The sequence below is a fragment of the Streptomyces sp. NPDC049585 genome (assembly GCF_040675615.1).
Classification (GTDB): Bacteria; Actinomycetota; Actinomycetes; order Streptomycetales; family Streptomycetaceae; genus Streptomyces; species Streptomyces luteosporeus.
On record NZ_JBFAPE010000006.1, the window covers coordinates 265,102 to 278,449 of the forward strand.

Genomic DNA, 13,348 nt, shown 5'->3' on the forward strand with positions numbered 1-13,348 from the left:
CGGTTTTCTCCCCCACCCCGCCCTCCCCCAGCTACCGCTGGGGACCCCCATCCCGAAACCGGGGGCTTCGCCCCCGGACCCCGGGGTGGTTGCGGCCGGTGGGCCCGGGCTCACCCCGTCGGGAGCCCCAGGCCGTAGTACGTGATGTGGTACGGGCCTGCGTACTCCGCCTCGCCGCCCACTATGAGGTCCTGCGGGTCGCGGACGCCCGCCGCTCTTGCCGTCGTCACGATCATCTCCGCCAGTTCGTGGCCTCGCGGCTCCCCCGGGCCGCCGGCGTCCACGCACCAGTCGTCCCCGGCGGCTGCGCGGCCCCAGCCGAGCGTCTCGGGGTTCGGCTCCATGTCGTACGGCGGGAAGCAGGTGATCTCCAGGCGGTCGCTGCAGGAGATCTCGAACAGCAGCGGTGCGCCCTGGCCGGCGCCGCGGCCGTAGATCGGCATCCCAAGAGACAGGCCCAGCGCCGTCGTCTCCGCCGGGAAGGTGGACAGGAAGTCGGCCAGGGCGCGCGTCACTGTCTCCCAGCGCTGTGCGCGCCAGCCGCCGGGGAGGCCGAGGCCCGCGTTGGCGGGGCCGTTGCGGCTGCCGAAGAAGCCGCTGATCGCGTGTTCCTCGCCGTGGCCCTGGCGCCAGAACCAGTTCTCCACCGGGTCGGTCGGCTGCAGCACCAGCTCGGGGCCGGCGGCGCCCGCGCGCAGTTCGAGGGTGTTGGGCCGGCCGCGCCAGCGCAGGTACGGGGTGCCCCAGAGCGGACCGGAGTCGTAGAAGGGGCCCAGGTCGCCGTACACGCCCATGATCGACGCCTCGCCGAGCTCCGCCGTCAGCTCCTCCCTGGCCTCGGCGAAGGCGGCCGCCTGGGCAGCCGCGCCGGTGTCGGCAAGCCTCAGCACCGGTACGGCGAGCTCGACGTACGCCTCGCCGTCCACGTACCGCTCCTCGTACTGCCCCACCGGGCGCAGGCGGGCGTCGGGGCCGACGGCGGCCGCGAGGGCTCGGGCGCCGTCCTCCGTCCAGCCATCCGTGTCGGCCGCAAGGAGGCGCTTCGCCAGCTGTGCAATCGTCTCGTTCACACCGTGATCATGGCAGTGGGCACTGACAAACGGACGGCACCCCCCATTACGGTCGTCGCCTCTTGACTTCCGGCATATAAGGAGGAAACTGGCGATTACACCAGACAACCGGTGAGAGCCACACCCTCGGTGGAGACGTTCACCGATCGAGTGACCCGCATCTCGGCTCAACTGGCTAGGCCCCCGGAAGGGCACGTACGGGGAGACAGGGTTCTCGGCGACGACTGAGTGCTCGTGGAACCTGTGCGGAGCGCCGGGGGCTGTCGCATGTCCCCCGCCGTGCCCTCCGCCGTGCCCCCCGCCCACGGAACCTTCAGGACACCACCCCGTTCCGGTCCACCGTGAACTTGCCGCTCGCCGAGCCGTTGAAGGTGCCCTTCGTGATCCACTCGATCACCGCCGCCTGCAGCGTCTGGTGCGGCCCCGCCCACGACGTGCCCGCGGCCTGACCGTAGGCCGTCTGGCCCGAGGGGGGCATGCAGCGGCTGCCCGAGCAGCCCTCGTTCGGCAGGGCGTGGCTCGCGCACTTGATCTGGACCAGCACCTTGTTCGTCACGGACGCCGGCAGCACGTCGTAGATCCTCGTCGCCGTCGGCGGCGTGATCACGGCGTCGTCCGCGCCCTGCATCACCAGGGCCGGTACGGACAGCTGTCCGGCGACCTCGTCGTTCCAGCCGAAGGTGGAGAAGGTCGGCGACCGCATGAGGCCGTCGGGGTGGTTCGGGTCGGTGCCGCCCCACTTGCGGCCCGGGCCGCCGTCCGTCTGCATCAGCTCCTTCCACTGCTCGTCCAGGCTGCCCAGGATGACGTGACCGGAGCAGTCCGCTTCGCTGGTGCCGGCCTTCAGTGCGGCTCCGGCGTCGAGGGCCTGGCGCGTGCCGAGGACCAGGGGGAAGGTGACGAAGCCGCCCGAGGGCGTCGCCTCCTCCTTCGTCCCGCCGAAGAACGACGACACGAAGACGGCGCGGTCGACCTTGGCGACGTAGGCCGGGCTGTTGGGCAGGAGCGGGTTCGGGTTGGCCGCGTAGAGCGTGCGCCCGACGCGGTTGCCGCCGAGCGAGTAGCCGAGGAGGGTCACCTTGCCGCTTGTCGGCTTGGCCTTGGCGAGGGCGTCGTCGATGGCCTGGCGTACGTCGCGCACCCAGGTGTCGGTGGTCGCGAAGCGCATGCTGCTGGAGTGCGCGTAGCGCTTGCCCGCGAGCGGGTTCGTCGCGAGCCGGGTGCCCTGCTGGTCGAGCGGGAAGATGGGGTTGTGGGTGCGGTCGCAGCCTTCCGCGTACGGGCAGGTGGTGCTGCCCGAGGGGTACGCCCGCAGGCTCGCGTTGTGCGGGTCGTCCAGGCCCTTGGTGAACCGGGTGGATTCGCCGTAGCCGAGCAGGTCCGGCACGAAGGTGTCGATGCCGGCGCGGGCGAGGCCGCCCTGCAGGCTGAGTTTGTTGCCGTCCTGGTCCTTGCCCTTGAGGTCGAAGGCCGGTGACCCGGAGATCGCACGGCCGTGGATGAGGACGGCGGCCCGCGCCGGTGTGCCGGAGCAGCGGCCGTGCTCGTACACCGGCTGGACGCGGTGCATGTGCAGCTTCGCCGCCTGGCCGTTGAACTGCGGGTCCGGCATCGCACCGGACTGCACCGTGAAGTCGAGCGTGTAGTCACTGGTGGTGATGTCGGTCGGTTCCTTGTCGCAGGGGGCCGCGCTCCACAGGCGGTCCGCGGCCACCAGGCCGCCGAGGCCGGCCGCGCCCAGCGCCAGGCAGACGCCGATCACCAGCCACCGGCGGCCCGCGGCCGTTCCGGGGCGCCACCACCGGGCGGCGCCGTGGCCTGTACCGCTGCCGTCGCTCTCCGGGCTGCTGCCGTCCACCACGCTTCTCCTCACCGGTCCGCTGCACGGGTCTGCCTGCAGCGTCCTTCAGCAGTGCGGAAGGCGCACGGCGGGTTCGGCCGAACAGCCCAGCGGCCGTGTCGTCAGAGCTGCCCGGGCGACGCGGCGACCAGGGTCGCGAGCAGCTCCCGCAGCCGCTCCCGTACGGCCGGGTCGGTGACGGTGCCGTCCGGGCCGACCGTCTCCCGGCCGACCGGCAGCTGGACGCAGGCCTGGTCCACGATCGCGGCACCGGTGTAGCCGAGGACCGTACGCAACGTGGCCGACGCTCCCCCGCCGCGCCCGGGCGGCGCCACGTTCAGCCAGGCGACCGGCTTGTCGCAGATCTCGGTGTCGCCGACGGTCCAGTCGAGCAGGTTCTTGAACGCCCCGGGCAGGGTGCCCGCGTACTCGGGCGTGCAGATCAGTACGGCGGTGGCCGACGCGACGGCCGCGCGCATCTCCGCGACGGGCGCGGGCAGCGGGTCGTGGTCGTCGTCGGGGTTGAAGTGCGGGAGGGAGGCGAGGCCTTCGTACAGGACGGTGCGTATGCCCTCCGGCGCGACGGCCTGTGCGGTGCGCAGTGCGGTCTCGTTGGAGGAGCCGGCGCGCAAGCTGCCGGAGATCAGGAGGACTTCGGATGTCGGCATTCGCACAACGTAGCCGGTCGGCCGTCCGTCATTCGCGGCAGATCAGCAGCAGTGCCCTGTCGTCGTTGACGTCCTTGGCGACCGCCTCGATCAGGTGCCACGCGGCCCCGTGGAAACCGGACTTGACGTAGCGGTCGGCTTCCCCGGTGAGGCGGTCCATGCCCTCGGTCAGCTCGCGCTCGTTGGTCTCGACGAGGCCGTCGGTGAAGAGCATGAGGACGTCGCCGGGGCGCAGGGTGCCCTTGACCGGGTCGAACTGGGCGCCGTCGTAGACGCCCAGCAGCGGGCCCTCGGCGGACTTCTCCTCCCAGCGGCCGGAGCCGGCGTTGAGCTGGAGGGCGGGCAGGTGGCCGGCGGAGAGCAGTTCGTAGTCGCCGGTGTCGAGGTCGAGGACGAGGTGGATGGACGTGGCGAAGCCCTCGTCCCAGTCCTGGCGCAGGAGGTAGCCGTTGGCGGCGGGCAGGAAGGCGTGCGGCGGCAGGGAGCCGAGGAGGCCGCCGAACGCGCCGGACAGCAGCAGGGCGCGCGAGGCGGCGTCCATGCCCTTGCCGGAGACGTCGGTCAGGACGACTTCCAGGGTGCGGCCGCCGTTCGTGCGCGCGGCGACGACGAAGTCGCCGGAGAAGGACTGGCCGCCCGCAGGGCGCAGCGCCATCTCCCGGTGCCAGCCGCGCGGCAGTTTGGGCAGCTTGCTCTGCACGCGGATGCGTTCGCGCAGGTCGAAGAGCATGGTGCCGCCGCGCCGCCACGGCACGCCGACCCGACTGCGGAACTGCGCGATGAGCAGGCCGAAGAACCCGATCGCCGCGACGACGAGGATGGTGCCGGGGGTGACCCGGTCCGCGCCGCGGTGGCCGGGGTCGTCCAGCAGCGCCGACTCGACGATCAGGGCCGAGGCGGCGGCCGCGTACAGGCCGAGCAGGCTGGCCGGACGCAGCAGCAGGCCGCCGGCGACGATGGGCAGGACGAGGGCCGCCGGGGCGCACCATTCGGGCTGGCAGACGGTGCCCCAGGCGAGGGCGGGTACGGACAGCAGCAGCGCGGTCAGGGCGACGGAGTCGGAGCCGTCGCCCCGGAAATAGTCGACACCTGCCTTGCGCACGCTCGTGCGGACCCGGTGCAGTGCTTTGCGCATCCGGGCCGTCGGGGTCTCCGCACCGCCAGTCATTGCTTCGGGACCTTATCCACCCATTCGGCGGTGCGTCGATTCGCGCCGCGCCGAGCGGGCTGCCGTGGGGAACGCCGTGCGCGCACCCGGAGAGCAACCATATGCGACATTCGTTCGCCTGCACGGGGATGTGGCGTGGGGCATGGCTATGACGACGGAGCAGCGCCTACTGCGCCCGTCCGAGCGCGGCACGCGGGGCCCGAACGGGGCGGTGGTACGGGCGCAGTGGGCGCCGCCGACACCACGGGGCACTCCTGTCTCGTTCGCAACACAGGGAGCGGGGGCGGGGCTTGCCGGTGCCCGGGGTCGCGCGCAGCGGAAAGGGGCGGTGGAGTGCGCGATGCGTGCGCCCCTGTCGCCGCCTGCTTCTTTTGTGCCTTCTCAACTGCCCCCGGGGGCTGTGCGTCACGCCGGCTGGCAGCGCGGGCACCAGAAGAGGTTGCGGGCCGCGTGCTCCGCGATGCGCACCTCGGTGCTGCAGATGTGGCACGGCAGGCCGGTGCGGCGGTAGACGTACACCTCACCGCCGTGATCGTCCACGCGCGGCGGGCGGCCCATCGCCTCCGGCGTGTGCTCGGGGCGCACGGTGTCGATGCGGTTGTTGCGGACGCCCTCGCGCATCAGGACCACCAGGTCCGCCCAGATCGCGTCCCACTCGGCGCGGGTGAGGTCACGGCCGGCGCGGTACGGGTCGATGCCGTGCCGGAAGAGGACCTCGGCGCGGTAGACGTTGCCGACGCCCGCGACGACCTTCTGGTCCATCAGCAGGGCCGCGATGCTCGTACGGCTGCGGGACAGGCGCCGCCAGGCGCGGTCGGGGTCGTCGCCCTCGCGCAGCGGGTCCGGGCCGAGGCGGCCGTGTATCGCCTGCTTCTCGGCATCGGTGATCAGCGCGCAGGTGGTGGGGCCACGGAGGTCGGCGTACGAGGTGGCGTTCGCCAGGCGCAGGCGGACGGTGTCGGTGGGCGGCGGCATGGCGCCGGCCGGGCCCCAGGTGTACTTGCCGAACAGGCCGAGGTGGATGTGGATCCAGCCGAGGTCGGCGAAGCCGAGGAAGAGGTGCTTGCCGTGGGCTTCGGCCTCTTCCAGGACCCGGCGGTCCAGGAGGGCGGCGCTGTCGGAGAACTTGCCCTGGGGGCTGGTGACGCGGACCTCGCGGTCGGCGAAGGCGTCGTTGTGGTCCGCGGCCAGGCGGTGGATCGTGTGCCCTTCGGGCATGTGGCGTCGTCCTTCGTCGTCAGCCGCGGGCCGGTGGGAGCGGCCCGCCCACCCGTCACCCCGAAACGTCGGCGGGTGGGCGGGGGGACTCGGCTCAGTCCTGCTGGGGGTGGTGGGCCGGGATCTCCGGCAGGTCGCCGGTCTCCTCGTAGCGGGACAGCATCGCGATGCGACGCGTGTGACGCTCGTCACCCGAGTACGGCGTGGCCAGGAAGATCTCGACGAACTTCGTCGCCTCGTCCTGCGAGTGCATCCGGGCGCCGATGCTGACGACGTTGGCGTTGTTGTGCTCGCGGCCGAGGGCCGCGGTCTGCTCGCTCCAGGCGAGGGCGCAGCGGACGCCCTTCACCTTGTTCGCGGCGATCTGCTCGCCGTTGCCCGAGCCGCCGATGACGATGCCGAGGCTGTCCTCGTCGGCGGCGGTGCGCTCGGCGGCGCGGAGGCAGAAGGGGGGGTAGTCGTCCTGGGCGTCGTAGATGTGGGGCCCGCAGTCGACGGGCTCGTGGCCCTGGGCCGTGAGCCACTCGACGAGGTGGTTCTTCAGTTCGTAGCCGGCATGGTCGGAGCCGAGGTACACGCGCATGCGTCCGAGTGTGGCACGAGCCGGGGCGCCCGGAGGTCACCGGGGCTGGTGACGCTGAGTGAATACAACGAAATGGATTCGGGTCTTCCGAAAGACGGCTTCGAAAAGTTCTAATGCGTTGGCTCGTAACCCGAGAACCAAAGGAACAACCCGAAGGAACGTGCACATGAGCGCGACACCGCCGACCACGACGAAGGCGACGACGGCCGGTCACCCCGGCCACGCCCCCGCGTCGGGCGAGGACGGCCTCAAGGCCGGCCTCAAGAACCGGCACCTGTCCATGATCGCCATTGGCGGTGTCATCGGCGCCGGCCTCTTCGTGGGTTCCGCGTCCGGTATCGCCGCCGCCGGCCCCGGCATTCTGATCTCGTACGCCCTGGTGGGCGCGATGGTCGTCTTCGTCATGCGGATGCTCGGCGAGATGGCCGCCGCGAACCCGACCTCCGGCTCCTTCTCGGCCTACGCCGACCGTGCGCTCGGCCGCTGGGCCGGCTTCACGATCGGCTGGCTGTACTGGTTCTTCTGGGTCGTGGTGCTGGCGGTCGAGGCGACCGCGGGCGCGAAGATCCTCGAGGGCTGGGTCCCGGCCGTGCCGCAGTGGGCCTGGGCGCTGATCGTGATGATCGTGCTCACCGCCACCAACCTGGCCTCGGTCAGCTCCTACGGTGAATTCGAGTTCTGGTTCGCGGGCATCAAGGTCGTCGCGATCGCGGCGTTCATCATCGTCGGCGGCCTGGCCGTCTTCGGTGTGCTGCCGGGTTCGGACAACCCGGGCGCGGGCTTCGACTTCCTCACCTCGCACGGCGGGTTCCTGCCGCACGGCCCCGGCGCCATCCTCACCGGTGTGCTGATGGTCGTCTTCTCCTTCATGGGCAGCGAGATCGTCACGCTCGCCGCCGGTGAGTCCGAGGACCCGCAGCGCGCGGTCTCGCAGGCCACCAACAGCGTGATCTGGCGCATCGGCGTCTTCTACCTGGGTTCGATCCTGGTCGTGGTCAGCCTGCTGCCGTGGGACTCCAAGGCGATCGCGGAGAAGGGCAGCTACGTCGCCGCCCTCGACTCGATCGGCATTCCGCACGCCGGCCAGATCATGAACGTCATCGTGCTCACCGCCGTGCTGTCCTGCCTGAACTCCGGTCTGTACACCGCCTCCCGCATGGCCTTCTCGCTCGGTCAGCGCGGCGACGCGCCGAAGGCCTTCGCGAAGACCAATTCCCGCAGCGTGCCGCAGGCGGCCATCATCGGCTCGGTGATCTTCGGCTTCGTGTCGGTGTTCTTCAACTACATGTGGCCGGACACGGTCTTCAAGTTCCTGCTGAACGCCTCCGGCGCGGTCGCCCTGTTCGTGTGGCTCGCCATCTGCTTCACGCAGCTGAAGATGCGCGGGATCATCCTGCGCGAGGACCCGTCGAAGCTGCGCGTGAAGATGTGGCTCTTCCCGTACCTGACCTGGGCGACCATCGCGATGATCGTCTTCGTCCTCGGCTACATGGTCGTCGACGGCGGCGACAACCGCGAGCAGGTGCTGCTCTCCACGCTGGTCGGTGCCGTGGTCCTGGGCATCGGTGTGGTGCTGGACAAGCGCCGCAAGGCCCTGAAGCAGTAGTCGCTCCACCGCGTACTGCGCTCCACCGCGTACTGAAGGAGTCGTTCCGCCCGGCGTTCAGCCGGTGCGGAACGACTCCTTCACGTTTTCGTAGACGTCCAGCGCGGTGGACTCGGCCGGATCGGCGTACCAGACGTTGACCTGGTACGTCCGGCCGCCGTTGGTGAAGCCCAGCTGCCGGCCGTGGTGCGGCTGGTCGCCCTGGAGGAACGCGTACTCCCACACCACCGCCGGGTTCCCGGCGAACGTGGTGCGCTCCAGCCTGATCTTGCGGTAGCCCGGCGTGCCGTGGAACCCCTCCTCGAAGCGCTGCCAGTGGGTCAGCAGGTCCTCCGTCGTACGGCCCTGCTTGGCGGAGAGCTCGATCGTGCCGTCCTTGGCGGTGTACGTGACGTCGCTCGGGCTCTGCTGCGTACGGTTCCAGTCCGCGGGGGGCGCCCAGCTGAAGCCGTCCTCCGTGCGCCGCCCCGGCGAGGGCGCGGCGGAGGCCGCCCCCTTGCTGCGCGACGGGCCCGGCGTCGACGCCCCGGAGGTCGCAGCGGACGCCGTCTCCGAGGCCGTCGCCGAGGGGGTGGTGCCGTCGGCCCCCCGCGTGCCCGGGCCCCCGGCTCCCTGCACGGCCAGGACCAGCGCGACCACCGCCGCCGCGGCCACCACGGCCCCCGTCGCCAGCAGGACCCTGCGCCGCCCCGGCCGGTCGGCCGCCACGGGCTGCACGGGCTGCACGGGCAGGACGGGCGGTCCCGGCGAGGGCGGGGACGGAGGCGCGGGCGGGGGCGGCGGCGGGGCCGGGGGCTGCCGGGCGACGACGGTGGGCAGCGGCTCGGCCAGGACCGCCAGGGCCTCCTCCACCGCGTCCAGGGCCGGCCGCCGGGCGGGCTCCTTCAGCAGCAGGCCGGCCAGCAGCTCGGCCAGCGGGCCCGCGGCGGCCGGGATCACCGGCTCCTCGTAGAGCACGGCGTGCAGCGTGGCCATGGTCGTGGCCCGGGAGAAGGGCGACTGACCGGCGACCGCCGCGCACAGCGTGGCGCCCAGCGACCACAGGTCCGACGGCGGGCCCTGCACCCGGCCCTCGATGCGCTCGGGCGCCATGTAGTCCGGCGAGCCGACGAGCATGCCGGCCATGGTCAGGGCGGCCGCGTCCTGCATGGAGGCGATGCCGAAGTCGGTGAGCACGATCCGCCCGCGGGCGGTGAGCAGGACGTTGCCGGGCTTGATGTCCCGGTGCAGCACGCCGACGGCGTGCACGGCGCGCAGGGCGCGGACCAGGCCCAGGCCGATGCGGGCGGCCTCGCGCGGGTCGCGGGGGCCGTCGCGGCCCAGCACCCGGTCCAGGGAGCGGCCGTCGACCAGCTCCATGACGATCCACAGCCGGCCGTCCTCCTCGGCCACGTCGTAGACCCGGACCACGTTGGGGTGGTCGATGCGGGCGGTGGCCCGGGCCTCGCGCAGGCTGCGCTCGCGCTGCACCGCGCTCTCCTCGCCGACCAGCTCGCCGACGCGGATCTCCTTGGCCGCCACGCTGCGGCCCAGGATCTCGTCGGTGGCGCGCCATACCCGCCCCATTCCACCGCGCCCGATCAATTCCAGGAGCCGGTAGCGACCCACCACCAGTCGCCCCTGCATCTCGCCGCTCGAATTCCCCACCAGGCCCGCCCCCATTGCGGAATTCATTTTCCGCACCTTCGGACATCGGAATCTTGTGGTACCTATTCAAATACTTCTGCGGGGAGTGGAGATAGGGGGGAGCGAAAATGTTCCTGAGTATCAGCAGGGCCCGGCGCCGGTGGTCGCCGGCGCCGGTGGTGGCGGTGGTGGCACTCCTGCTGCCGCTGGTCGCACCGGCGGCATGGGCGGCGTCCGGCGCGGAGCCGACGCCCGGCAGCAGCCAGGGCGGCAGCCCCGGGCCGAGCGCCCCGGCGGGCTACCGGATCAGCACGGAACTGCCCGGTCGGATATCCGTGGACAAAAAATCGGGGAACACCAGTCTGATGGCCACCGTGCGCAATGCGGGACCGAAGGACGCATCCGACGTACGACTGAAGGTGGTGGGTTTCAAGGGAATGCGGATACGTTCCGTCGAGGGCTGTTCCGCCATTGCCGCGGGAGAACTTCCCGAGGGTTCGAACAGCGGGTACTCCTGTGCCGTCGGAAAGCTCGCGGCCGGCGCCAGCCGCAGCTACCGGGTCTCGGCGTCCTTCGACCTGAAGGACCAGGGACAGATCTGCCTGCCGGTGACCCTGGGGGACACGAAGACGCTGCTGTGGCAGCAGGGGCCTGTGCACTTCGGCACCACGGACACCAGCCCGGACGCGCCCGACACCCCGCTGCTGCTCGGCCAGAAGAACGTGCCGAACGGGGCGGCCGCCTCGTCGCCCGCGTCATCGCCCGCGGCGTCCCCGAGCCGGACTGCGGCGCCGAGCCCGACGTCGCCCGCGAGCCCCACTGTGTCCGCCTCGCCGTCGAAGGGCGGCGGCAGCGCCCCCACGCCGGGCGGCTCGTCCGGCCCGACCTCCGGGGGGTCCTACGGCGCGGACGACGGCGAGCTCGCGCACACGGGCGGCTCGGCCGCCGGGCTTGGCGTGCTGGCAGCGGCCGCGGTGGCCCTGCTCGCCGCCGGGTGCGGGATCTTCTGGCTGACGGCCCGCAGGGCCGGACGGCACTGACGCCGTACGTCCGGCTTCCGAACGACAGCGGCCGGGCCCGTACCTCGTTCCCGAGGTACGGGCCCGGCCCGTGATCGCGTGCGGCTCAGCCGCGGCGGCCCAGGAGCTTCCAGGCCGTCGGCAGGGCGCCCATGGCCAGGGCGGCCTTCAGGGCGTCACCGATCAGGAACGGCGTCAGGCCGGCCGCCACCGCCTGCTGCAGCGACATGTGCGTGGCCAGCGCGAGGTAGGGGACGCCGACCGCGTAGATGATCGCGGAGCCCAGCGCCATCGTGCCCGCGGTGCGCAGCACCGAGCGGTCGGCGCCGCGGCGGGCGAGGGCGCCGACGACGGTGGCGGCGAGCAGCATGCCGAGGACGTAGCCGAAGGACGGGAATGCCGCGCCCGAGCGGGCCTCGGCGAACCAGGGCATGCCCGCCATGCCGGCGACGGCGTACAGCGCGAGGGAGAGGAAGCCGCGGCGGGCGCCGAGGGCGGTGCCCACCAGGAGCGCGGCGAAGGTCTGGCCGCTGACCGGGACCGGCGAGCCCGGCACGGGCACGGCGATCTGGGCGGTCAGGCCGGTCAGGGCGGCACCGCCGACGACGAGGGCGGCGTCCCGGACCCGGGCGCGGCCGGCGGAGGTGGCCGGGAGCAGGTCGGCGAGGACCGTACCGGTCCGGGTGACTGGGGCAACGGCGGTGGCCATCGGTACTCCGCAAGATCTTCGGGGACGGTGGGACACGCCGACGTTAGCCCAGCGTCATGCCGCGGGCACCGGGTGGCAGCGACAAAGGCGGGCCGCCCGTGCTGTCGGGTTCCGAGCGCGCGTACGCACCCAGGTGGCGACAAGCCAGGGGATAACGCCGTAAAACGTGATGCTCGTCACGAGAAAAGGGCTCGGGCTTGGCCCGGGGCGGCTGCCCGGGAGACCCTGTCCCCACGCGTTGCGCGCGTTTGCGCTCTTGCACCTGCGCACAGAGCCCGCCGGCGCACACACCGAAAGATCCAGCTCCATGCACGATGCACCGCCTGTTGCAGAGCCGCTCGCCGGCGAGCGGGAACCGCTGGCCGGGGGACTCAAGCAGCGCCACCTGACGATGCTGGGGCTCGGCGGCGTCATCGGCGCCGGCCTGTTCGTGGGCTCGGGCGCCGGCATCGCCGTCGCAGGGCCCGGCATCATCATCTCCTACCTGCTCGCGGGCGCCCTGGCCATGCTGGTCATGCGGATGCTCGGCGAGCTGTCGGCGGCCATGCCGGCGTCCGGATCGTTCTCGGTGCACGCCGAGCGGGCGCTGGGCCGCTGGGCGGGCTTCTCGGTGGGCTGGCTGTACTGGTTCCTGCTCGTGGTGGTGCTCGCCGTCGAGGCGACGGCCGCGGCGCAGATCGCACACGGCTGGGCGCCGGCGGTCCCGCAATGGGGCTGGGTGCTGATTTTCATGATTGTCTTTACGGCTGCCAACCTCGCAGCTGTAAAGAACTTCGGTGAATTCGAGTTCTGGTTCGCGGCCTTGAAGGTCGGCGCGATCGTGCTGTTCCTCGGCCTCGGACTCCTCGCGATCCTCGGTCTGCTGCCCGACACCAAGGCCGTGGGAATGACCAATCTCACGGGACAGGGCGGCTTCCTTCCGCACGGTTGGAGCGGTGTCGTCTCCGGCGTGCTGGCGGTCGTCTTCGCCTTCGGCGGCCTGGAAGTGCTCACCATCGCCGCGGCCGAGTCCGACGACCCGGCGCGCGCGGTGGGCCGGGCGGTGCGCAGCGCGATGTGGCGGATCCTCTTCTTCTACATCGGCTCGATGCTGGTCATCGTGACCCTGCTGCCCTGGTCGTCGCTGAAGCCGGGGCAGAGCCCGTACGTCGCCGTGCTGGACCACCTCGGGGTGCCGGCGGCCGGGCAGATCATGAACGTGGTCGTCTTCGTGGCCCTGCTCTCGGCGCTCAACGCCAATCTCTACGGCTCCTCGCGCATGGTCTTCTCGCTCGCCGAGCGCGGCGAGGCGCCGCGGGCGCTGCTGAAGGTCTCGCGGGGCGGGGTGCCCTGGCGGGCCGTCCTGGCGTCGGTGGCGTTCGGTTTCGCCTCGGTCGTGCTCAACCTGGAATGGCCGGATTCGATCTTCCGGTATCTCCTCAACGCCGTCGGCTCGGTGCTGCTGTTCGTCTGGGGCCTGATCGCGGCCTCCGAGCTGCGGCTGCGCCCGCGCATCGAGCGCGAGATGCCCGACCGGCTCGCCCTGCGCATGTGGGGCTTCCCCTATCTGACCTGGGCGGCGCTGGTCGCCATGGGTGGGGTGCTGGTGCTGATGCTCACCGACGACGAGGCCCGGCCGCAGCTGATGTGGTCCGCCGCGGCGACGGGCGCGGTGGTGCTCGTGGCGCTCCTGCGCGAGGTGCGGCTGCGCCGGACGGCCCGGCACACCGGCTGACCTGCTGAGGATTTTTCGTTTCTGCCGAAATGTCAGGTACGGAAGGTCACATGTCTGTCTGAATATCGGACAGATGCGTGAGGAGTGTTGTCCTCAGCCACACTGCCCTCCACACTGAGGCAACTTT

The 13,348-nt window shown here is 71.7% G+C and carries 11 protein-coding genes; 3 read left to right on the top strand and 8 right to left on the bottom strand.

Features of this window, described 5'->3' with window-relative positions:
• Window positions 1-110: 110 nt before the first annotated feature.
• From AB0K17_RS10365 to AB0K17_RS10390, 6 genes are all read right to left on the bottom strand, one after another.
• Window positions 111-1,070: a hypothetical protein gene (locus AB0K17_RS10365; protein WP_365968898.1), complete on the bottom strand. Its 960-nt coding sequence runs from the start codon at window positions 1,068-1,070 to the stop codon at window positions 111-113.
• Window positions 1,071-1,383: 313 nt separating this feature from the next.
• Window positions 1,384-2,928, bottom strand: a complete 1,545-nt coding sequence (locus AB0K17_RS10370; protein WP_365982749.1) for an alpha/beta hydrolase — start codon at window positions 2,926-2,928, stop codon at window positions 1,384-1,386.
• A gap of 104 nt (window positions 2,929-3,032) precedes the next feature.
• Window positions 3,033-3,578: an NADPH-dependent FMN reductase gene (locus AB0K17_RS10375; protein WP_365982750.1), complete on the bottom strand. Its 546-nt coding sequence runs from the start codon at window positions 3,576-3,578 to the stop codon at window positions 3,033-3,035.
• Window positions 3,579-3,606: 28 nt separating this feature from the next.
• Complete coding sequence (locus AB0K17_RS10380) at window positions 3,607-4,746, bottom strand: PP2C family protein-serine/threonine phosphatase (RefSeq protein WP_365982751.1); 1,140 nt, start codon at window positions 4,744-4,746, stop codon at window positions 3,607-3,609.
• A 405-nt stretch (window positions 4,747-5,151) separates the two neighbouring features.
• Window positions 5,152-5,964 (bottom strand): DNA-formamidopyrimidine glycosylase family protein, encoded by an 813-nt coding sequence (locus AB0K17_RS10385; RefSeq protein ID WP_365982752.1) that lies wholly within the window; start codon window positions 5,962-5,964, stop codon window positions 5,152-5,154.
• 94 nt (window positions 5,965-6,058) lie between these two features.
• Window positions 6,059-6,547: a ribose-5-phosphate isomerase gene (locus AB0K17_RS10390; RefSeq protein ID WP_344434372.1), complete on the bottom strand. Its 489-nt coding sequence runs from the start codon at window positions 6,545-6,547 to the stop codon at window positions 6,059-6,061.
• Window positions 6,548-6,713: 166 nt separating this feature from the next.
• Here AB0K17_RS10390 and AB0K17_RS10395 point away from each other — a divergent pair, with 166 nt between their 5' ends.
• Window positions 6,714-8,153, top strand: coding sequence for an amino acid permease (locus tag AB0K17_RS10395; protein ID WP_365968903.1), 1,440 nt, complete (start codon window positions 6,714-6,716; stop codon window positions 8,151-8,153).
• Window positions 8,154-8,210: 57 nt separating this feature from the next.
• On the opposite strand, the gene AB0K17_RS10400 is transcribed toward AB0K17_RS10395, so the two are convergent.
• A complete protein-coding gene (locus AB0K17_RS10400) occupies window positions 8,211-9,827 on the bottom strand; it encodes a serine/threonine-protein kinase (RefSeq protein WP_365982753.1) in 1,617 nt (538 codons plus the stop codon).
• Window positions 9,828-9,907: 80 nt separating this feature from the next.
• On the opposite strand from AB0K17_RS10400, the gene AB0K17_RS10405 reads away from it, so the two are divergent.
• The gene (locus AB0K17_RS10405; protein WP_365982754.1) at window positions 9,908-10,819 is read left to right on the top strand and encodes a hypothetical protein; all 912 of its coding nucleotides are present in this window, start codon (window positions 9,908-9,910) and stop codon (window positions 10,817-10,819) included.
• 85 nt (window positions 10,820-10,904) lie between these two features.
• On the opposite strand, the gene AB0K17_RS10410 is transcribed toward AB0K17_RS10405, so the two are convergent.
• Window positions 10,905-11,507 carry a biotin transporter BioY gene (locus tag AB0K17_RS10410; RefSeq protein ID WP_344434376.1) on the bottom strand — a complete coding sequence of 201 codons (603 nt, stop codon included), beginning with the start codon at window positions 11,505-11,507 and terminating at the stop codon, window positions 10,905-10,907.
• 307 nt (window positions 11,508-11,814) lie between these two features.
• Between AB0K17_RS10410 and AB0K17_RS10415 the strand changes: the two genes are divergently transcribed.
• On the top strand, window positions 11,815-13,221 hold the full coding sequence (locus AB0K17_RS10415; protein WP_365968906.1) for an amino acid permease: 1,407 nt from the start codon (window positions 11,815-11,817) through the stop codon (window positions 13,219-13,221).
• Window positions 13,222-13,348 lie beyond the last annotated feature (127 nt).